This is a genomic window from Amycolatopsis sp. WQ 127309, assembly GCF_023023025.1.
Lineage (GTDB): Bacteria > Actinomycetota > Actinomycetes > Mycobacteriales > Pseudonocardiaceae > Amycolatopsis.
Genome location: NZ_CP095481.1, coordinates 9852293 through 9872947, shown reverse-complemented (window position 1 = coordinate 9872947; position 20655 = coordinate 9852293). Strand labels below are relative to the sequence as shown.

Annotated in this window: 12 protein-coding genes; 6 read left to right on the top strand and 6 right to left on the bottom strand. The window is 67.3% G+C overall.

Translation table 11 applies throughout. The features are described from left to right. Positions 1–13: 13 nt before the first annotated feature. Both MUY22_RS43325 and MUY22_RS43320 read right to left on the bottom strand, forming a co-directional pair. On the bottom strand, positions 14–742 hold the full coding sequence (locus MUY22_RS43325) for an SDR family oxidoreductase (RefSeq protein ID WP_247053343.1): 729 nt from the start codon (positions 740–742) through the stop codon (positions 14–16). A 101-nt stretch (positions 743–843) separates the two neighbouring features. Beyond that, entirely contained in the window at positions 844–1773 is a 930-nt protein-coding gene (locus MUY22_RS43320) for a LysR family transcriptional regulator (RefSeq protein ID WP_247053341.1), read from the bottom strand. A 125-nt stretch (positions 1774–1898) separates the two neighbouring features. Between MUY22_RS43320 and MUY22_RS43315 the strand changes: the two genes are divergently transcribed. Beyond that, complete coding sequence (locus MUY22_RS43315) at positions 1899–2855, top strand: NAD(P)-dependent oxidoreductase (protein ID WP_247053338.1); 957 nt, start codon at positions 1899–1901, stop codon at positions 2853–2855. Beyond that, entirely contained in the window at positions 2852–3475 is a 624-nt protein-coding gene (locus tag MUY22_RS43310) for an NADPH-dependent F420 reductase (RefSeq protein ID WP_247053336.1), read from the top strand. The genes MUY22_RS43315 and MUY22_RS43310 overlap by 4 nt, the downstream gene beginning before the upstream one ends. 9 nt (positions 3476–3484) lie before the next feature. Here MUY22_RS43310 and MUY22_RS43305 read toward each other — a convergent pair whose 3' ends face one another. Continuing rightward, positions 3485–4735: a carboxylesterase/lipase family protein gene (locus tag MUY22_RS43305; RefSeq protein ID WP_247053334.1), complete on the bottom strand. Its 1251-nt coding sequence runs from the start codon at positions 4733–4735 to the stop codon at positions 3485–3487. Further along, positions 4722–5507: an MBL fold metallo-hydrolase gene (locus tag MUY22_RS43300; protein WP_247053332.1), complete on the bottom strand. Its 786-nt coding sequence runs from the start codon at positions 5505–5507 to the stop codon at positions 4722–4724. Before MUY22_RS43300 ends, MUY22_RS43305 begins: the two co-directional genes overlap by 14 nt. A 69-nt stretch (positions 5508–5576) precedes the next feature. Here MUY22_RS43300 and MUY22_RS43295 point away from each other — a divergent pair, with 69 nt between their 5' ends. After that, positions 5577–7529 carry a LuxR family transcriptional regulator gene (locus tag MUY22_RS43295; RefSeq protein WP_247053330.1) on the top strand — a complete coding sequence of 651 codons (1953 nt, stop codon included), beginning with the start codon at positions 5577–5579 and terminating at the stop codon, positions 7527–7529. Between the two features lie 1265 nt (positions 7530–8794). Here the strand turns inward: MUY22_RS43295 and MUY22_RS43290 are convergent. Together MUY22_RS43290 and MUY22_RS43280 are read right to left on the bottom strand one after the other, a co-directional pair. Next, positions 8795–9556, bottom strand: coding sequence for a hypothetical protein (locus MUY22_RS43290; RefSeq protein WP_247053328.1), 762 nt, complete (start codon positions 9554–9556; stop codon positions 8795–8797). 796 nt (positions 9557–10352) lie between these two features. Further along, positions 10353–11282, bottom strand: a complete 930-nt coding sequence (locus MUY22_RS43280) for a NaeI family type II restriction endonuclease (protein WP_247053326.1) — start codon at positions 11280–11282, stop codon at positions 10353–10355. A gap of 497 nt (positions 11283–11779) precedes the next feature. Here MUY22_RS43280 and MUY22_RS43275 point away from each other — a divergent pair, with 497 nt between their 5' ends. From MUY22_RS43275 to MUY22_RS43265, 3 genes are read left to right on the top strand one after another with little or no spacing between them, the layout of a single operon-like run. Next, positions 11780–13873 (top strand): hypothetical protein, encoded by a 2094-nt coding sequence (locus MUY22_RS43275; protein ID WP_247053324.1) that lies wholly within the window; start codon positions 11780–11782, stop codon positions 13871–13873. Continuing rightward, complete coding sequence (locus MUY22_RS43270) at positions 13863–14786, top strand: hypothetical protein (RefSeq protein WP_247053322.1); 924 nt, start codon at positions 13863–13865, stop codon at positions 14784–14786. Before MUY22_RS43275 ends, MUY22_RS43270 begins: the two co-directional genes overlap by 11 nt. A gap of 19 nt (positions 14787–14805) precedes the next feature. Continuing rightward, a complete protein-coding gene (locus MUY22_RS43265; RefSeq protein WP_247053320.1) occupies positions 14806–20277 on the top strand; it encodes a DEAD/DEAH box helicase in 5472 nt (1823 codons plus the stop codon). Positions 20278–20655: the final 378 nt, after the last annotated feature.

Genomic DNA, 20655 nt, shown 5'->3' with positions numbered 1-20655 from the left:
GCGCCGCCGCGGTTCAGACCAGCAGTCCGCCGCCGTCGACGGTGAGCACGCTGCCGGTCGCGTAGTCCTGCTCCATCAGGTGGACGTAACTACGGGCGACATCGGCGGTCTCGCCGATCCGGCCCACCGGCAACGCGCTGCCGGTGGTGCGGAACATCTCTTCGAGCTCCTCCGCCGGGTATTCCCGCCACATTTCGGTGCGCACCAGGTGGGGCCGCACGACGTTGACCCGGATCGGCGCCAGCTCCACCGCCAGCGCCCGGCCCAGCGCTTCCATCGCGCCCAGCGCGCTGGACGCCGCCGCCCAGCCCGGCCCCGGCCGCTGGGCGGAGCCGCCGCTGGACAGCACGATCGAGCCGCCGGGCCGGATGTGCGGGGCGCCGTACTTCACCGCGGCGTAAGCACCCCAGAAGCGGGTCTCGAAGAACTGCCGGATCGCACTGATCCCGGTGGAGAGCACCGGCGCCGGTGTCATCGGCTCACCGGCGGTGTAGACCAGGTGATCGAACGGACCGATCCGCTCGAACAGGGCCTCGACCTCGTTCTCGTCCCGCACATCGGCCGTCTCACCCTGGGCATCGGCAGGCAGCTCGGCCAGTGCCCCGGCCACGTTGGCCTGCCGGCTGGACACCACCACGACCTGCCCGCCGACCGCGGCCGTCGCGCGGGCGGTGGCCAGCCCGAACCCGGCCGTGCCGCCGATCAGCACCACGCGCTTGCCGTGCAAAGACGACTCTCCCATGTCACTTTCCCTTTCGCAGGAGGGGATTTCGACACCTCCAACCGGCGATCACGCCGAGTTCTTCCCCCACCAGCCTCGATGTTTCGAAGGCTCACCATCCACTATTCGGATGGCTCGGTATTCCCTGCGAGCTGAGCCCGGACGTCCTCGGGCACGCCCACGCCGTGAGCCCGCAGGTCCTCGACGAACCGGTCGGTGAGCGGGTCCGAAGTGGTGGGCCGCAGTGCCACCAGCTGCCGGACCCAGCGTGGCGAGAACGACCTGACCACTCCCGGGAAGCCGGGGCTGACCGCGCTGACCGGTGAGACGGCGACGCCGAGGCCGGCGGCCGCGAGCTGCGGGGCCGCGGTGGTCACCGACGTCCGCATCACCGGTTCCGGGCGCACCCCGGCTTCGGCCAGTGCTCGGTCGAGCCAGAGACCGAGGCCGTTGTCCGGCGCGAAGTGCACGAGCGGGGCGCCGTCGAGATCCGCTAGCCGGACGGCCGGCCGGTCGGCCAGGTGATGGCCGATCGGCGCCGTCAGCACGATCTCCTCCTCGGCCACGGTGACCGCGGCGGCGGCCAGCCGGTCGGGCACGGGGGCCGGCACGAGGACCAGGTCGACTTCGCCGGAGTCGAGCCAGCCGGTCAGCTCGGCCAGCTCGGCCGACTCCCGCAGGGTCACCGTCACCTCCGGGTGACTTCGGTGCCACCCGCGGATGACCGGGGCCACCAGCGGCACGCACAGGCTCTGCGCGCACGCCAGCCGCAGCGTCCCGCCGGCCGCCTCCCCGGCCGCACGGGCGGCCCGGATCGCGTCCGCGGCCGCGGTGACCGCGCGCCGGGCGTCCGCGACGGCGGCCCGGCCCGCGGGGGTCAACGTGACGCCGCGACGGTCACGCCGCACCAGGACCGTCCGGGTCTCCCGTTCCAGCGTGGCGAGCTGGTGGGAGACGGCGGGCTGCGACGAGTGCAGCAGCCGTGCGGCCTGGGTGATCGACCCGGTGTCGGCGATCGCGACGAGACACTCCAGCGCTCTCAGGGAAGCCATCCAAAGATCGTATCCTCAGCATCGAAAACATGAATGTTGTTGAGGGAAGAAGCCGAAGCCGCCCAGTGCTTTACCGAGGTGAACCGGCCGCGAGGGCTGGTGGGAAATCACCGAAGGAGGCAACCGTGGAACAGGTGTTCGTCACCGGGGGTTCGGGGTTCATCGGCCGCGCCCTGGTACGTCGGCTGGTCGGCGACGGAAACGCCGTCCGGGTGCTGGTACGCAGCAAAGCGTCGGCCGACGTGGTCGCTTCGCTCGGCGCCACACCGGTGCGCGGCGAGCTGACCGAACCGGCCGGCTGGCAGCGTGAGATCGAGGGCAGTGAGGTGGTCTTCCACCTCGCCGCCGAAACGGACATCACCGCGGATCGCGCCCAGCACGATCACGTGACGGTGCAAGGGACCCGAGCTGTCGTCGACGCGGCCCGCGAGGCGGGCGTCGCCCGCTTCGTCCACTGTGGAACCGAGGCGGCGCTGCTCGCCGGTGACCCGCTCGTCGACGTCGACGAAACCGCACCGCTGCGGCCGGACTCGCCGGCCGCCTACTCCGCGACCAAGGCCATCGCCGAGAAGATCGTGCTGGACGCGGCCTCACCCGGCTTCACCACGGTGTCGATCCGGCCGAGGTTCGTCTGGGGTCCGGAAAGCTTCCTCATCGACGGCTTGGCCGAAGCGGCCCGGGCCGGGCAGTTCGCCTGGATCGACGGCAGCAGGCAGCTCACGGACGTCACCTACGTCGACAACGTCGTCGAAGGCCTGATCCTCGGCCGGCGGCACGGCCGCCCGGGTCAGGCGTACTTCGTCACCGACCAGCACCGCGTCGTCTTCCGCGAGTTCATCGAGACCATGTTCGACATCTACGGTGTCCACACCGCACTGTCCGATCTGGACGCCGGCACCGCCGATCGCGAAGTGCCCGTGCCGGCCCGGTGGTTCTTCGGGCAGGAATGCACCCTGCGGACCGGCAAGGCCGTCGCCGAACTGGGGTACCGGCCGATCGTGTCCCACGCGGCCGGCTTGGCGGCCACCCGGGACTGGGTGGCCGCTCGGTCCGCGACCGGCGAGGCGGTGCCGGCGCGATGAAGATCGGGATCATCGGAGCCGGGCAGATCGGCCGCACGCTCACCGCGCTGCTGGTGCGAGCCGGGCACGACGTGTGGGTCGCGAACAGCCGCGGCCCGGGAAGCCTCACCGGCCTGCTCGCCCCGCTCGGCGCGCACGCTCACGCCGCCACGGTCGCCGACGCCGCCCGGACCGGCGAGCTGGTCGTCGTCAGCGTCCCCGTTCGCGCCTACCGCGACCTGCCCGCCGACCTGCTGGCCGGCAAGGTGGTCATCGACACCGGCAACTACGACCCCGAGCGCGACGGACCCATCCCCGAACTGGACGAGGGACGGACCACCGGCACCGAGCTGCTCGCCGCCCTGCTCCCGGACAGCCGGGTGGTCAAGATGTTCAACACCATCTTCTACGAGCACCTCCGCGACCAGGGCCGGCCGGCGGATTCGCCGGGACGGCGCGCGCTGCCCATGACCGGAGACGACCCCGAGGCGAAAGCCACCGTCGCGGCCGTGGTCGACCGGATCGGCTTCGACACCGTCGACGCCGGCCCGCTCAAGGCCAGCCAGCACATCGGCCGCGGCACGGCCGCCTTCGACGTCCGGCTCGACGCCGACCAGCTTCGCGCCGTTCTCGAGTCGTAGCAAGGGGTTCTACCGGGTCACCGGCTGGCCCGGCTCGCGCCCGGTGACCGAGAACCGCTTGGTCGCCGGGCGCGGTGCCCACCCGGGATCGCCGGTTGTGGCGAACGCGACCCACGCGTCGTGGAGGGGGCCGGGCCCGAACACGAACGGCAGCTCGGCGCAGTGGGGTGCCCGGCCCTCGCGCTCGAACCGGTAGGTCCACACCCGGCCCCGGTGCGCTTCGGCGAGCTGCGTGGAACCGGTCTCGAACTGCTCGGTCACCAGGGCCGACCACTGGTCGGCCGGGCGCGTGAAGCGGGCCCGGTAGCTCGCGGCCAGCCGCTCCGGGTCCGGGTGCCGCCGGGTCGCGGCCGTGAGGACGTCGGCGTCGGTGACCGGCTCGAAGACGTACAGGTCGGCCTCGTTCTCGTTGGTGCCGACGATGAAGTCGACCGGCGCGAGCTCCAGGGGGCCGTCCACCACCGGCTTGAACGGGCTGACCCCGAGCGAGCGGTCGTACCGCGTGTCGACGCGCAGCTCGGACCCGGCCCGGACCAGGTCGGCGTCACCGATCCCGGCGAACGCGCGCGCTGTCGGCGCCACGTCCAGGTTCGCCGCCAGCGCCGCCGTCACCCGGCCGGCTTGCTCCGGGGTGAACACGTGCGCGCCACCGCTTTGGGAGATCGCGCGGTGCACCAGGCCGTCCGCTTCGGGGGTGGCCAGCAGTGCGGCGATCAGCATCGCGCCCGCGGACTGGCCGAACAGCGTGACGTTGCCCGGGTCGCCGCCGAACCCCGCGATGTGGGCCCGGACCCAGCGCAGCGCCGCCAGGACGTCGAGGAGTCCGCGGTTGCGGGGCGCGCCGGGCAGGTCGAGCCAGCCGACGGCGCCGAGACGGTAGTTGAGCGTCACGAGCACGACGTCGTCGTGGGCGAAGGTCGTGCCGTCGTACATCGGGGCGTGGCCGGATCCGCTGAGGAAGCCGCCGCCGTGCACGAACACCATGACCGGGAGGTCCCGGGCGGGGGAGTCCGGGGTCCACACGTTCACGGTCAGGTAGTCGGGCCCCGGCTCCCAGCCGGGGCCGAGGATCGCCGAGAGGTCCGTGCCGGTGAACGACCGCTGGGCTTGCGGCGCGGTCGGTCCCGGCCTGGTGGCGTCCCGGAAACCCGCCGGTGGCGGCTGCGGCGGGCCGAAGCGGTCCTCGATCCTCGCGTACGGGATGCCCTGGTAGATCCACACGCCGTTCTCGCGGCGGCCCAGCAGCTCAGGCGAACGCAAAGCCCGCTCCTTCCCGGACGACGGGGCCGCCCTCGAAGTGCGCGGGCAGCACCAGCGCGCCGTGGTCGGCCGCCCAGCCGAGGACGCGCCGGCGTGCCGAGCGGGCCTCGGCCGCGTCGAGGCAGAACATGCTGTTGCTGTCCGGTTCCAGCGCCTGCGCCGGGTTGTGCAGCAGATCGCCGACGAACACGACGTCGTCGCGCAGCTTGAGCACGCTGGAGCCCGGGGTGTGCCCGGGAGCCGGTTCGAGCACCAGGTCGTCGGTGATGCGGTGGCCGTCGCGCCAGAGCACGGCCTGCCCCGCGTCGAGCACCGGCTGGACGCTGTCGGCGACCACCGGGTCGCCGCGGAAGTGCTCGTAGTCGGCCGCGGGGAACAGGTAGGTCGCGCGCGGGAACGCCGGGACCCATTCGCCGCCGGCCAGGGTGGTGTTCCAGCCCACGTGGTCGGCGTGCAGGTGGGTGTTGACCACGACGTCGACGTCACCGGGCTCGACGCCCGCTTCGGCCAGCCGGGCCGTGAAGCCGGTCTCGAGCCGGTGGAACGCGGGCATCTCCGGCCGGTCCTTGCCGTCGCCGATGCCCGTGTCGACCAGCACGACCAGGCCGTTCACGCGGACGACCCAGGTGTGGGTGCGGCTGACGAGCCGGCCGCCGGCCGGGTCCCACAGGTGCGGGCGGGCGTCCCAGAAGGACTGCGGCAGGTCGGCGAACATCGCGGTGGGCGGCCGGGTCGGCCACTCCTTCTCCGGTACTCGGGTGATCTCGGGCATGGCCCCGATCGTTCCCCGGCGCGGCGCTCGCCGAATCCGTCACCTGACTGCATCGGGTAGGTTCGCCGGGTGAGCCTCGTCACCGGAGGGCAGGCCCTGATCCTGGTCGGCGGCCCGGGAACCGGCAAGACCGCCCGCCTGGACGACGCCGCGGCCGAGGCTGGCGGCCTGGTCCTGCGGGCGTCCGGGCACCGGCTCGAGACGGACATCCCGTTCGCCGGCCTGCACCAGCTGCTGCGGCCGGTGCTGGACCGCGTCGACCTCCTCCCCGCGCGGCAACGGGCCGCGCTGGGCGTGCTCACCGGCGACGGTGGCCCCGACCGGCTGTTGCTGGGCATCGCCGTGCTGACCTTGCTTTCCGAGCTCGGGCCGGTGCTGCTGGTGGTCGACGACCTGCAGTGGCTCGACCCGGATTCGCTGCGGGTGCTCACTTTCGTGGCGCGCCGCCTGGACGGCGAACCCGTCGCCCTGCTCGGTGCGAGCCACCAGGCGCACTTCGGCCTGCCGCACCTCGAAGTCGGCCCACCGGCTGATGTGGCCGTCGCGGTGCCCGAGCTGACGGCGACGGAACTGGACGACCGGGCCGGGCAGGCCGTCCGGCGCGGTGCGTACGGCACCGCGGCGCGGCTGCTGGCCCGCGCCGGCGACGACCGGCGGTTGCTGCGCGCGGCCGAGCTGGCGATCCTCGGTGGCTACCCGGGATGGGGCCTGGAGCTGCTCGGCCGCGTCGAAGACCCTTCGCTGAGCGGTGAGACCGCCCTGCGGCGAGGCCAGGCCTTGGCGCTCACGCCGCGTCGTGACGCCGCGCTGCGGCACCTGCTCGACGCGGCCGTGAACCTCCCTGAGCCGCTGGCCGGGGAAGCGATGGACAGCGCCGCCGTCGTCGCTTACTACACGGGCCGTCGCGAGGGCGTGGTCGCCCGTTCGCTGTGGGCCCGGACGCTGACGGACCCGGCGTCGGCCGCCGGGCTCCCCGACCCGCCGTCCCGGCCGGACCAGCTGATCGCCCACGCCACGATGGCCTGGTTGCTGGACGAGACTTCGCTTGCCGTGGCGGGCTTCGAGCGGGCCGCGGACCTCGCCGAGCTGCCCGACGTCCTGCGCTGCGCGGCGGGCTGGGCGTACCTGGAGTCCGGGCGGTGGGCGCCGGCCCGGCTGGTCGCGGCCGCGTCGGCCCGGAGCGCGGCCGACGGCGACCTGCCGCACACCGCCGCGGCGGCCCAGACCCTCGACGCCACGGTCCTCGCCCTGCAGGGCGACGTCGTCCAGGCCCGGGAGCTCGCCACCGCCGCGCTGGCCGCCGTCACCCCGGACGCGAGCGCGTCGGTGATCGCGCGCGGCCGGTGGGCGCTGGGCCTGGCCGCCACCGCCGAGGGCGACTTCGAGACGGCGTACGACCAGCTCCGCATGCTGTTCGACGCGGCCGGCCGGCCGGTGCACTACCACGTGACGCCGCTGGCCATCGCCGATCTCGCGGCCGCCGCGGCGCGCACCGGCCATGCGGTGGCGCACCTCGTCGACCGGGTCGTCCCGGCGACGCGGCGGCAGCACAACCTGGTGGCTCGCGCCCGCGCGCTGGCCGCGCCGGACGAGGCCGAGGACCTGTTCCGGACGGCGCTCGAGGACTCCGGGCCGTGGCCGTTCGAGCAGGCCGCGACACAGCTGGACTACGGCGAGTGGCTGCGCAGACGCGGCCGGCGGGCCGACGCCCGGTTGCCGCTGCGGTCGGCTCTGGAGACGTTCCGCCGGCTCGGGTCCCGGCCGTGGGCCGAACGCACGGTCGCCGAGCTGCGCGCGGCCGGCGTCCGGGCGGAGCCCGCCGGCCCGGCCCCGCTGCTGGAGCTGACGCCGCAGCAGCAGGTGATCGTCGAGCTGGCGGCGAAAGGCTTGAGCAACAAGGAGATCGGCGAGCGGCTGTTCCTCTCCGCGCGCACAGTCGGGTCGCACTTGTACCGGGCCTTCCCGAAACTCGGCGTCACCTCGCGGGCGCAGTTGCGGGAGCGGTTGGAAGCGGACACGTGACGCGCCCGAGGCATCTCGAACCCGTTGTGCCGTGGGCCGGCAGGGTGCCGGCTGGCGGCGTCGTCGACGGACGAAGCGCTGCACGATCCGGTCATTCGGATGCTTGATCGCGCCACAGGCTGTGGGTTGTGACTATGAGCGCATGATCTCCCCGAACACGGGATATCCAACGTGCAGGATTCAAGTCACCCTTTGAACACGCAGACGTGGGAAATCTTCCGCGCGGAGGCCGGTCACTCAAGCTGCGGGTCAGTGGCGAACTTTAGTGTGGGGTTATGGGTCAGCTCGGTCCGCGGTCTTTCAGCCAAGACAGTGCGGTCGATGGTTGCGCGGACTCGCTTGCTTAGTTGCAGAGCAACTTAGAAGCTAAGTGTTGTTGCTGTCGAGCAAGATCGTCCTCGGACACTGGGTTCGTGTCCATAGGGACACGAGCCTTGCTAGCCAGCTGAGGCGTGATGACTTCCAGCGACGTCGGGGCTCTCTGCTATGCCTTGAGCATGTTTGCCCACCGGGGGACAGTCGCTGAACTGGCTGATCAGCTCGAGTTTGCGCCGGCGGGTTCGTCGCTCGTTGTGCTGAGCGTTTTGTTCAGTTGTACGAGCGGCCGGCTGGTGACTCTGAGGAGCTGAGCTGGCACAACAGCTGGCCTTGGCTGTTCGACATGTTCGGGCAGGCAGGGCTCGGCGATCTGCGGCTGCCACTGGAGTACGAGTGCCCGGTAGCGGGCAGCGGGTCGATGCGCTGCTGCTGAGCTGTCGCCCTGGTGGCGGGGTCACTGCGGTGGTCGTGGAGCTCAAACAGCGGACCGAGGTGGATTCCACGACCTCGCTGTTCACCTGGACTCGCGGGGTGAAGTACACCCATCCGTGCCGCCAGGCGGCCGCCTATCGCCACTACCTGACAAACTGGGTGGAGACGACCCCGAACTAAAGCTCGAGGTGCGCGCTGCTGCCTACCTGCACGACGCCGACAGCAACGTGGTCGCCGTCTTGCGTGATGCGGTCGCAAGTAGTTCGGGCAGCCACGACGTCTGCGTGCTCGGGCGGGACGAGGTCGAGTTCGCCTCGAGCCCCGAGGCGCTGGCCGTGATGCTCGGCGCGGAGGGCCTTGAGCCCCTGCCGAAGCGCAGGTGCGGCGATTCCCTGAGACACGTCATCGCCAATCGGGGCGGGTTGCTTTGTCGCGGAACTTGGCGAGTTCCTCCGCTGCAAGGGTGAGCTTCCCGTCTGAGGGCAAATGGACTTGCCCCCACTTGAAGGCCTTGTCTAGTTCGATGTTGAGGTACCTGAACGGCACCAGTGCATCGGCAAGGAGATCGCAGGCGCGTTCCTTCCGGCCGGCGGGTTCGAGGCCCTTATCACGCCGGAAGTCTTCATTGGCGACCCAAAGACTGATGATCGTGTCATCCATCCATCCGTCCACACGGAACAGAGCGTCGGCCAGTGGGTGCACGCGCACGTCAAACCCTTGCGAGCGCAGCGCCACAACCGTGAACACTTCACGCAGAAACTGTAGTAAGCGTTGCCGAATCGCCACTGCAGCGCGCGGTCGGCAAGTTGTTCGGTAACGCCGTCCTGCACGATCCGGGCAACGAGTTCACGGGTTTCGCGGCCGATCAGGTCCACTCCCTCGTCAGAACGGAAGAAGAATCTGCTGATCTTCTGCCAGGTCGGCAGCTCTTTCTGCTGTTCGAGGTAGTGGTGCATGAGGTGGGTGAATGCGAAGCGGGGATACCAGTCGCGGGCTTTCGGGACGCGTTCGGCATCCTCCCGGGACGCGTCGGCGAGAGCGTGGGAGGTGCTCCCGCATACTCGACGGACGTCGTCGAGGGTCAGTCGGTACAACTCGACAGTCGTGTGGCTGCTGACCAGCTCCACGACCTGCGCGCGCGACTTATCGGCACGCCAGCTGTCGTATTTGCTTATTGTGGCCGACGTGACCTGGAAGGTCGCCACCACCTCCTCCGCCGTGGTGACCGTCGGCCAGTTCGACCGCTCGTCTGTCCAGGTCTGCGGTTCGTGACTCATGCCGGGACGGTATCGAGGACCCCCGACACTTATTCACACTTGTGGGTGACACACGCATGTCGGCCGACGCGGTCAGCTGCGGATGGGGTCTTGCCAAGACGCGAATACAGAGGATTTCGCAGAAGGGAGTCGAATGTCCGCGATTTCCGTTGCTCGGAGAGTTCGCTCGTAGCGGATTCGGGGTGTCGGATACGTAGGTTCATCCGCTTTCGCGAGGGCGTACGTCCCTCGGGGACGCTGCAGGTGCAGTAACTGCAGGGGCGGCGACGGCGACCGGGTCGATTTGAATACCGGCCGGCCGTCTCGCGGCATCCGTTCCGTGCCCGGATCGTCACGCACCGACCTGTTCGGGGATGCGATCACAAAGCGTTGTCGACGTCGCCCGAGGGGAGCGAGCGGAAATCGGTCGTCGAGGACTGCCTGCAGAAGGTCGGTCGGCTGCGCGGGCAAGAGCTTGTCTGTGCACCTCGAGAGCGCGGCGGTTGACCACCAGCGGGCTCGTTGAGAGCGGCCCGCTCGTTGGCTGTGTGCTGGAGCGCGACTTGTGGCGTCGTGCGGGCGAGATAGACGTGGTCGAGGCGGCGGTGTTGTCGGTCGCGGTAGTGAAGCGGCTCACAACGCCAAACGAGCACCAGGCGAACGCGGAAACTCCCTGCTCAAAACCACCTTCAAAGCACTCCGCAACATCAGGCTCTGCCCCAATAAAATCGGCACCATCGTCACGGCCGCCCTCGTCATCCTCTGCAACCGAACAACATGATCACGCACAGTCACCCAGCCCTTACCCGGAAAGTGCTCAGTGTCTGAAGTCTTCTGGGCTGAGGCCTAGCCCCGCGAGTTTTTCCCGTGGTACTGCGACCCAGGCTTCGTTCTTGATGTCGTAGCCGAGCTTCGCTGCGGCGTCGAGGTCTGACTGCCAGGTCCCGACCAGCACGACCAGGTCATGGTCTTTGAGGACGTCTGGCTTGGCTTCGCGTGCCCGCTTGAGTGGATCGCCTAGGCCGGCGCCCACGGTGGTGATCGTCGTCCGGGGGATAACCTCTTCGCGCAGGTAGCCGAACAATGCGATCAGGCGTTTGCGCATACCGTCCCGGCCGAAGACGACTCGCAGCTGATCGGGTGTCAGCTTGCGCAGCGGCTCGGGCGGGAGGTCGGTCCAGGGTGCGATTTCGAGCGCGTATTGACTGACTGCGTCGGCACGTGGCGAACGTTTCAGGTCCCGGTTTCCCTGCTTCCCGGTGAGCCATGCCCGGTGGGCGCGCATGAGAAGCGCACGGAAGCGGTGCTGGCGGGCGTCGATCTGGATCATCAGCGTGATCTCGCACTGTCCTTCGCGCGGGATCATCCAAGTTTGCCGGACCGTACCCTTGATCTCGACCGGGATGTCCATGATGGTCGTGTCGAGCGGGGGCTCTTTCCTCAGACCCAGAGACTCGATCACATGGTACTGCAGCTTGGTGCCCACCGATGAGCGTTCGTCGGAGTCGACTTCGTCGCTCATGAGGTCGAACCGCCAGGTCCGAGCGCCATCCAAAACGTAACGGACGGCGTTGTCGACCGCGCCGCGCAGGAGGTGGGTGATCGGCCGGAACTTCAGCCACCCGTAGACCTGTTGCAGCTCCGCGTCGTCCGCGGGAGCAACGACGGGGTGCGCTAGCCGTAGCCCGGCCTTGCGGGGGTCTGGCTGGCACAGGTCGCCGGGGCCGGGTAACGGGGTCTTGGTCACGGTTCCTTCTTAGCCGGCTTGGCCCTGTCGGATGATCTGATTTCCGTCATAAGCCTGCAACTTCTTCCGATGGGTCTCGCAAGCCAACGCCCAGAGTCGTCCCAACCGTGTAGCGGCCGATCTTCTGATGCGGGCAGGCCCAACCTCAGGGCGAGACGGGAACGCCCCGATCGCGCTCAGTATCGCCGGCGCCACGAGGTGGAGGGCGACTGAGGATGAAGGGGCTAACCAGCCAGGGAACTTCAAGGAGCACGCCTTGTCCGCTGGTCTGCCTGCCCGACTCCAAATCGATATCAAGGAGTCTGTAACTCGCGAGTGGTTGTGATCGACTAGCCGCTGAAGGCTCAACGTGGAGCAACTCGTCAGATAGGAGACCGACCCGTGCGCACCTGCTGGCCTCAGACGGCGATTGCACTACGTCGACTAGGTAGAGGACTGGCAGGCCGTGGCAGTAGAGCGGCGACCAGCCTTCTAGAGCCGTCCTGGCTGTCCCTGGTGTGACCGACGTGAGTTTGCAGCCGGTTCAGCTGGACGCCTACTCTCGGTGGCAGACGCGGCTGGCGCAGTTGTTTTTCGCAGGTCGGGGGAACGAACCGGTAGTTCTTTTCGTCGATCGCGACGAGTTGCAGCGGCTGGCCGCGCCAGGCGAGGACGGTGCACGGTCCCTGGCCGCGGCGGTACGGAGTCTTGTGGATGTCGAGCGTGGCTCGGGCATGTTCGCTCGTACTCGGCAGCTTCAAGAGGTGTGGTGCAGCGGGCCACGCTACCAGCCACCTCCTACGCTGCCGATTCTTGCTCTGAGCGTGCTGGCCGCATCTGAGATGCGAACGGACGCGAGCGCTCGACGCAATGCTTACTACAAGCGACTCGCCGATATTCTGCTCCAGGATTCGAGTAGCGAGGACGCCGTGAGCCGCGTCCTGACAGCGCTCCGCAACGGCGGCGCGTTCCTCGATGTGGCCAAGATGTGGGAACAGCTTGATAGCTGGCTGGACGAACAGCAGGGAGCATTCGGCACGTCAACCATTCGGTCTGGTGTCGCCAACGAGTCACGCATCGGCTATCCGCTGTCGCAGACGCTAGTTCGTCAAAGTGACCGGGCGGCGCTGACCCGTTTCTTCTCAGCGGCACGTCTGAAGCCGGCGGGCGTACCAAGCACCGAATCACTGCTGAGGATGCTGCGTCGCTGGGTCACTCGCCGCGGCCACGGCTTAACTGACCGGTTTGTCAGCTCGCTGCGCGACGAAGACGTACTGCCGATCCTCGGCCCGCTTCTGACAGATCTGGCAATCTCCTGGGACGGCCGAATCGTGACACGGGAAGGACTCCGTCATCTCAACCTGCGGCTGGCTATCGATCTGGACGAGGTCCGCACGTGGTGGGTCATTCCCGCTGTCCGAGATATTGCAGGCGATGTGCTCACAGGGACCCGCGACGGGCAGCCATTCGAGGCACTAGTAACCATCGATCCTCACAGCACTATGTACCGCGTGGAAGGCATACCGTCGGTTCAAAGCTCAGATCTGGCATCCGGACTCTTCGTTCGCGGCCAACGATGCGTCGCCGAATTCGAGCCGGCGAAGGTGCTTGTCCTGATCGGTAATGCCGACGCTGGTGGCTGGATGTCGGTCGACTCGGTCCAGCCCTTTGAAGAGCACGTTTTGGTCGCGACTGCCGACGTGGCGCCCACGGTGAGCCAGGTGCTTCACGCTGCCGCAGACGTCGGGTGGCGCCAGCTAGATCCGGTGTTCACTGCGAAGCTGCTCGGCAGCGGATTCTGTATCTATACCCGCGTAGTCTTCTCCGATCATGAGCGCCTCGACACCGCGCTCGCGACGATGCCCGGTGCGGTTACGGCAGGGCTCCACCGCGGGACTGCCGTCCGGCCCCGCCTCATCAACGGACTGCCTATCGACCGGAGGGTCGCTTCCAACATCTACCTGGCCGGGGGTGAGCCTGATCTCCTACTTCCAGTGAGCGACGAGACACGCACTGTCGACGTCGGCTTGGACGGGATATCCAGCCGCCTGCGCGCATCGCTGTTCCCAATCCCATTGTCCGGGTTCCGCGGCGGCATGGAATCCGGCGAGCACACCGTCGAAACCGACGAAGAGACCTTGACCTTCGTCGTCGAACGCGAATCGATGGATGACCGCGAGGTGCCAGACGTCGGAAGCATTGGGTGGGTTGACGGCGTCCTGTGCAGCGGAGTGGCAAACACGGCAGAGATGTGTGGCGCACACGTTCGAGGCATGGAAGCCGACCGCCCGGTGCTGGCACGGCGTGGCTCAGTGATGACTGTCCTCATCGGTGCCGACGGCAGGATGAACAAGATCAGTGACCCGCCGCCGCCCAACCTGCCGGGACTGGTCTTCTCCTACTTCGAGGTACCGCCGAACCCGGCCGTGTGGCTGGCGCAGAAGCGCGCCGCGGGCTGGTCGGTCATCAAGCTTAGGGGTGCAGAGCCAGCTTTCCGCAGCTTGACAGATAGTGATCGTACGCTATGGGCGGAGCTGAGCGTCAGTGCCCGGTCGCTGAGCCCACTGTGGCACTTCTACGTCCGAGCATGGGAGCGATGCCGTGCTCGCTGACACGATGCTGGCATGGATGAGTGAGACCGGCTCGGGCGATATCCGGGACCTGCGGCAACGCATAACCTGGCTGGCACGGACCGCCAACTTCAATCCGGGCAAAGCGGCATCAGGACGTTGGCTGCGTGACGTATCCGCGCTCGGTCACGCCGAGGTGGACTGGGAAGGCGGCCGCTGGGCGATCGCACCTGCCGTTGCGACGCTCATTCCAGCCGGTGACGGCACTGTTGTGCTGGCCGGACGGCGCCCGCTCGACTTCGTCGACCAGCTCGGAACTGAGTTCGCGGTCTCAGTTGCTGAGCCTGCGACAAACGATCCAGTCTGGCTTCCAGCCCCGTCGACGGTCTACATCCAGACCGAATCGCTGGCCGAACTAGGCGCATCGCTGAATGCCGTCGGCGTGAGCTACGTCGGGTGTGTAGCACGGGGGATCGCCGAACGCTTGCCACAGGTGCAACTAGGCGAACCGGCCGGGCCACCTGCCTGGGATACACCGGTTGAGCATCTTGCCGCTGGGAGTGTCGGCGGCGTCTCCTTCGTCCGGGGCACACCCGATGGTGACGGACTCTGCCGCTTCCTCGTGAACGGGCGGCAGCAATACCGCTACCGGGTCGGTAGTCAATGGCTGCGTACCGACCACGCGCCAGGCATCTGGTGGGCACTAGCCGAACGGCACGAACAGGTCATCCGCTGGCGACGTGAGCGCCGATCGAACAGCGCCGACATCGGCACCATGTTCATCGACCAAGGCGCGCCGCTGCCGCCCTTGCAAGCCAGGGCGCTGGTGCTGTGCAGCGGACTGCCGACGCAGTTTGGCAATACCGCCCGGACCGCGATCTACACGAACGTTCCCTTGCCGGTGGCGGATCTGGCGGCGAGATCAGTCCGCCAGCTCGTCTCGGTCATCGATTGACTGCATGCTTGGAGGGCAGATGTCAACACCCGCACCCCGCGGATTGGACGTCACTGGCACGTTCGAGCGGCTACGTGAGGCCTACTTCCGTTATTATGACACTCCGTTCGGGCTACGTGACGAACGCCTTCAGGCGGAACGGCGCCAACTGTTCGATCGTGACAACGGGGTGTACCGCAACCCGCTCATCGAGCTCAGGCCCGAATACGTAACCGCCCCCCGCACGCTCGCCGAGTCCGTCGCGGCTTGCAACGGCGCCAGGGAACTCGGCGCGTTCGCCGGCGCCGGACTGATCCCACCTGGACGTCCGCTCTATGGGCACCAAGAGAGAGCGCTCAAGGCTGGACTCAAACCTGGCCGCAACATGGTGATCACCGCCGGCACCGGCTCCGGTAAGACGGAATCCTTCTTGCTCCCCATCCTCGCGTCGCTGCTCGAGGAATCACGCAGTTGGACGGGCGGTCCAGCGGCGCTCATCCCGTGGTGGCGCACGACCGGTGCCGGTTTCCGGTCGCAGCGTAAAGGAGAAACAGGACGCCCCGCCGCGGTTCGAGCGCTCATCCTCTACCCGATGAATGCCCTGGTCGATGACCAGCTTATGCGCATGAGGCGAGCGCTCGACAGCGACGCCGTCCGTACCTGGCTCGACGTCAATCGTCGCGGCCATCGCTTCTTCTTTGGCCGTTATACCGGCGCGACACCTGTCACCGGTTCTCGAACTAGCGACCTTACAGTCAAGCGGCTGCAACAAGTCCTGAATGACACTGAGCAGCGGGCCACCCGAGCAGCCGCCATTGCGGAGTCGACCCGAAAAGACGACGTCCGCTACTTCGTACCGCGGCTCGACGGTGCCGAGATGCGTTCACGCTGGGACATGGCGGATGCGCCGCCGGATGTCCTCGTCACCAACTACTCGATGCTCAACGTGATGTTGCTCCGCGAGCGGGATGAGCACTTCTTCGACTCGACCCGGGCCTGGCTCGATGCCGATCCCTCGCACCGGTTCACGTTGGTGATTGACGAGCTGCACATGTACCGCGGCACCGCTGGCACCGAGGTCGCCTACCTGCTGCGCAACCTGAAGAAGCGGCTGGGCCTAACAGACCGCCCGGAGAAGCTACGCATCCTGGCGGCGTCAGCATCGATCGACGCGAAACGTGACCAGTCATACCTCGAAGAATTCTTCGGCGTCGATGCAGCATCGTTCGAGTTCGTCGGCGGTAGCCTCGCCATGCCATTGACCGCTCCGGCCGGTACCACCGCCGATGTCATTGCTATCCGTGCCGCCGAACCCGTAGATGGAGCTACCTACGCTCGGGAACGCGGCCTGATGGACTCGGTGCGTCGCGCGTTCGTCGATACCGGGAAGAACGACGAAGACGTATTAATGGCGAAGACCCTGCCGGCGCTGGCGGCACGCATTTTCCCGGACACTTCCCAAGTTGAACGAGACGAAGCACTGACGAAGCTGCTGCGCGGCATGGCAGAGCTACCTGCTGAAGCGGACCCCAAGGTCCGGGCGCACTACTTCTTCCGCAACGTTCCTGGTGTCTGGGCGTGCACGGACCCCAAGTGCCCGCATGCACCTGACCGGGCCGAGCCACGCGCGGTCGGCCAACTGTTCAGCGAACCGGTTACACGGTGCAGCTGCGGCGCGCGCGCCCTCGAACTCCTCTACTGCCAGAACTGCGGTGACGTCCTGCTCGGGGGCTTCACACCGGAAGGCGCCACCCAGCGTCCGAGCGTGCGAACCCTGTTGCTCGGCGATGTTCCCGAGCTGGCCAAACTGCCCGATCAGGTACGTCTGGAACGGACAGCCGCAAACTATCTCGTATACTGGCCAAACGCGGCTGACGGTCTCGACGGTCCCGAATCGACGCGTTGGACCCGCGACGGCGGCAACGTGACCTTCAGCTTCCGCCGCAGCGCGCTGAACCCGGCCAGTGGCGAGGTACGCAACGTCGGCACAACGGGTGGCCACACAGGTTGGACGTTCCATGCGGCGGTCCGGCCGAAGCGCGATACCGCAACGGTGAGCCCGTTCCCCACGTGCTGTCCCAACTGTGGGGATGACTGGGCAATCGAATACGGACGGAATGGCCGCCGTCTCTCGCACACCGATCCGGCGACGCAACGGTCGCCGATCCGCGGCATGCGTAGCGGTTTCGAGAAGATCAATCAAGTACTGACGACAGAACTGGCAGCCGACCTAGCGGCGCAAGACCGGAAGGTCATCCTGTTCACCGATAGCCGGCAGGACGCGGCGAAGTTGTCATCTGGCCTCGGGCTTCGTCACTACCAGGACCTGCTGCGATTACTGCTGGTCGAGTACCTGGCAGCCACCAGCGACCCGTCAGCGGATCTGGCCCTCGCACGCGCACACGTCGCCGACAGCACCAAGACGGCCGAATCGTGGGGGGCAATCGACCGTCTGGAAGCTCGTGACGCCAACGTTTTCGGTCAGCTCCGCAATATCTGGGAAGGCCGACCGGGAACAAACCCCGCTGACGAGCCGACTCTGATCGGGCGCCTGTCAGCCGGATCGACGCTCGAGGCAACCGCCGGGGCCATCGCCCAAGTCCTGCTCAGTCTCGGGCTGCATCCGGGTGGGCCGCACGCCAGCCTCCAGGAGACATCCCGTGAACCAAAGCGGCGCTGGACGACGCTATATGACTGGGATGCCACACCCGTCACGCCACGAGCGGGCATCTCGCCGGAGCAGAGTGAATTACGGGCCGAGATTAACCGGTCGCTCATGCTCGAGATTTTGAGCGGCCTCTTCTCGGGGGCAGGTCGCGACTTCGAGTCGCTTGGCCTGGGCTGGCTGGCTCTCGAAACGGATACGCGTCCGATTGACGAGCCAGTGAGCGCCGACCTCGCGTATGCGCGGGCAAGTCTCCGCGTGCTGGCGGATACGCGGCGCTTTGACGGCATGCGCGATCCGCGGCCCGGTAGCCCGCCCCGTCAGCTGAACCGCTTCTGGCGCAAGATCGAGCAGGCCGGCGGCCCGACCGTCGCCGACCTGACGCCGATCTTCGCCGAGCAGTGCGGCGCCGCGGTACGCGACTACCTGATCGATCCGGCACGCGTCGTACTGCGTCGTGGTGGTGAGTGTGCTTGGAAGTGCTCGAACTGTCACCGGCGCCACCTCACGCGTGGCTGCGCGCATTGCACCTACTGTGGCATGAGGTTGCCTGACAACCCGACAACCTACGTGGTCGATGAGGACTACTACGGCTGGCGCGCCACTACCGGCTCAGGCCGCTTCCGCCTCAATAGCGAAGAACTGACTGGTCAGACGGATCGGAGCGACGCGCAACAGCGCCAGTCCCGGTTTCAAGAGGTGTTCCTGGAATCCGGGGCGAACCCTGAAGTGCCGATTGCGGACGGCATCGACATACTGAGCGTCACGACCACGATGGAGGCGGGTGTAGACATCGGCGCCTTGTCCGCCGTGGTGCTTGGCAACATGCCGCCGACCCGTTTCAACTACCAGCAGCGGGTCGGTCGAGCCGGTCGGCGCGGGACGCCAGTCGCAGTGGCACTGACAGTCTGCCGCGGTCGCAGCCACGACGAGTACTACTTTGACGCGCCCGAACGCATCACCAATGACCCGACGCCTGAGCCGTACCTCGCGATGAGCCGTCCCGAGATCCTCCTGCGTTCACTGCATAGCGAGACCCTCCGGCTGGCGATGCCGGAGGTCGCCGACGCGATCGACGCGACCGGCGTGCCGTTCGGCCGGACCACCAACGCACATGGCGCATTCGGCTTCGTGGCGGATTGGCCGACCGTCCGCCCCCTCCTTGTCGACTGGCTCGCCCGTAACCGCACGGCGGTTGAGCGGGCAGCCCGTGCGATCGCCGACCGAACAACGCTGGCAGCGCGCACTGTCGAGCTGGCCGATCAGTGTATCGCGAAGCTCCCTGGGTTGATCGATGATGCGGTGGCGACGGTAGGCGATGATGAGCTGAGCCAGCGGCTGGCTGAACGCGGTGTACTACCGATGTTCGGCTTCCCGACGAGCGTGCGTTACCTGTACCTCCGCCGGCCAAACTCGTCGTATCCGTGGCCACCCCCCATGACCATTGACCGCGATCTCGCGATGGCCGTTAGCCAGTTCGCGCCTATGGGTGAGGTTGTCCGCGACAGGCGTGTCTACACCTCCGTTGGTGTCGCTGCCTTCGAAGGAGTCGGACGTCCACCGCGACTGTCAGCCGACGACCCGCTCGGCGTTAGCCGTGACATCTCGCTCTGCCGTGCGTGCTCATTTTTGTCATCGGACAACCTCGGCGACATCACGATTTGTCCGCAGTGCGGCTCGCCTGACACATTTGCACGATTTACGTTGCGTGAGCCGCTGGGCTTCCGCGCTGGGGGACGACCACGGGATTTCGATGGAAACTTCAGCTGGTCACCGCGGGCGATGACAGCACGGGCGCGAGCCGACATGTCTGCGTTGCGTCATGAATCGCATGGCTCAGCCATGGCCTTCTCTGGGCCGGGTCAACGCTATGTGATCAATGACAACGGTGGCCGGCTCTTCCGCTTCCAGGCAGCTGCGCAGCCCTCAACTGCAGGGGCCACCTGGGGAGGGTATGTCTCGGTTGAAGCAGTCGAGAAGGAACTGGTTCGACGAAACGAAGTGACTGGCGACCCGTTCGATGTCGCGCTAGGCGCGGTGCAGCCGACCGACTTCCTCTTCTTCGGCCCTGAACACGGCACTCTGCCGGCTGAAGGCCTGCGTCTCAATTTTACGTCAGTTTTTCAACCGAGCGGTGCTGTCGACCCATCCGACGGAAGGCGGGCTGCCTGGTATTCACTGGCATTTTTGCTGCGTAAGGTTGCAGCTGCGAAGCTGGACATCGAACCTCTTGAACTCGTGGCGGGCATCTTCGCGGGTATGGCGAACGGCGAGCCTGCGCCATTCGCATTCATCGCCGATGCGCTTGAGAACGGTGCAGGATTCAGTACCCACCTCGGCGACGCGGCTGTATTGTCCTCCCTGCTTGATGATGTCGATGCCTATCTAGTGCACCTGGCAGAACCAGCGCATGCGAACCTTTGCACCGCGTCGTGTTACCGATGCCTGCGTGATTATGGGAACATGTCGTACCATGCGCTGCTTGACTGGCGCCTGGCTCGCGACCTGCTCGGGGTGTTGCGAACTGGTCGTCTTGATTTCGATCTTACCGACCAGGTGCGAGCGCTGAGTAACTGGTCGAACGGCTACGATGCGGCACTGATTCCCACCGTTCCCGGCACAGCCCGGTTCACGCACCCGCAGCTCGGCGACTTCCTCCTGGTCGTCCGGCACCCACTCGAGGCATCGGAGAGCACTTTCCTGAACGTGAGGCTAGCTGAAGCAGCCGCTTTCGCGGAAGCCGAGATTGGCAGCGCCAAGAAGACATTCTTCCTCGACGCGTTCACGCTCGATCGCGACCCAGGCCGGGTATTCCGGCTCTGTGACGATGTTGCAGGTCAGCTGTGAACGCATCCGCTGTGGATGACACCAGCTGGCTGTCGCTAGCTGGTGTGTGGCGGTTGGCGCAGTTCTTGCCTCCGCCGGGCCCGAAGTACTCGCCGTCATACAGGCCGCCGCACTACAGGGGGACACGGGATCGCTAGCCCCGCCATCCGGTGGCTCTCTGGGGCAGGTACATTGCTGGAGGGCGAGCGACGTGCGCGCAACGACGAAAGTCGTGATCGAGCGGGCAGTAACCGAAGTCATTCCGACGTGGCCGTAGCGTGGACGGTCGCAGGTAAGCGTCTCATTGCAAGTGCCCAAATGCCGAGCGAAGTGCTCACGGCCGGTGCCGTCGAGGTCGTATTCGAACGGACGATCCGTGATCCGCCCCTTGGCGCTTGC

Excerpts from the sequence above, each read along its gene's own strand:
- MUY22_RS43320 (WP_247053341.1), bottom strand. The coding sequence starts at position 1,773 with ATGGCTTCCCTGAGAGCGCTGGAGTGTCTCGTCGCGATCGCCGACACC.
- MUY22_RS43325 (WP_247053343.1), bottom strand. The coding sequence starts at position 742 with ATGGGAGAGTCGTCTTTGCACGGCAAGCGCGTGGTGCTGATCGGCGGC.
- MUY22_RS43310 (WP_247053336.1), top strand. The coding sequence starts at position 2,852 with ATGAAGATCGGGATCATCGGAGCCGGGCAGATCGGCCGCACGCTCACC.
- MUY22_RS43290 (WP_247053328.1), bottom strand. The coding sequence starts at position 9,556 with ATGAGTCACGAACCGCAGACCTGGACAGACGAGCGGTCGAACTGGCCG.
- MUY22_RS43265 (WP_247053320.1), top strand. The coding sequence starts at position 14,806 with ATGTCAACACCCGCACCCCGCGGATTGGACGTCACTGGCACGTTCGAG.
- MUY22_RS43300 (WP_247053332.1), bottom strand. The coding sequence starts at position 5,507 with ATGCCCGAGATCACCCGAGTACCGGAGAAGGAGTGGCCGACCCGGCCG.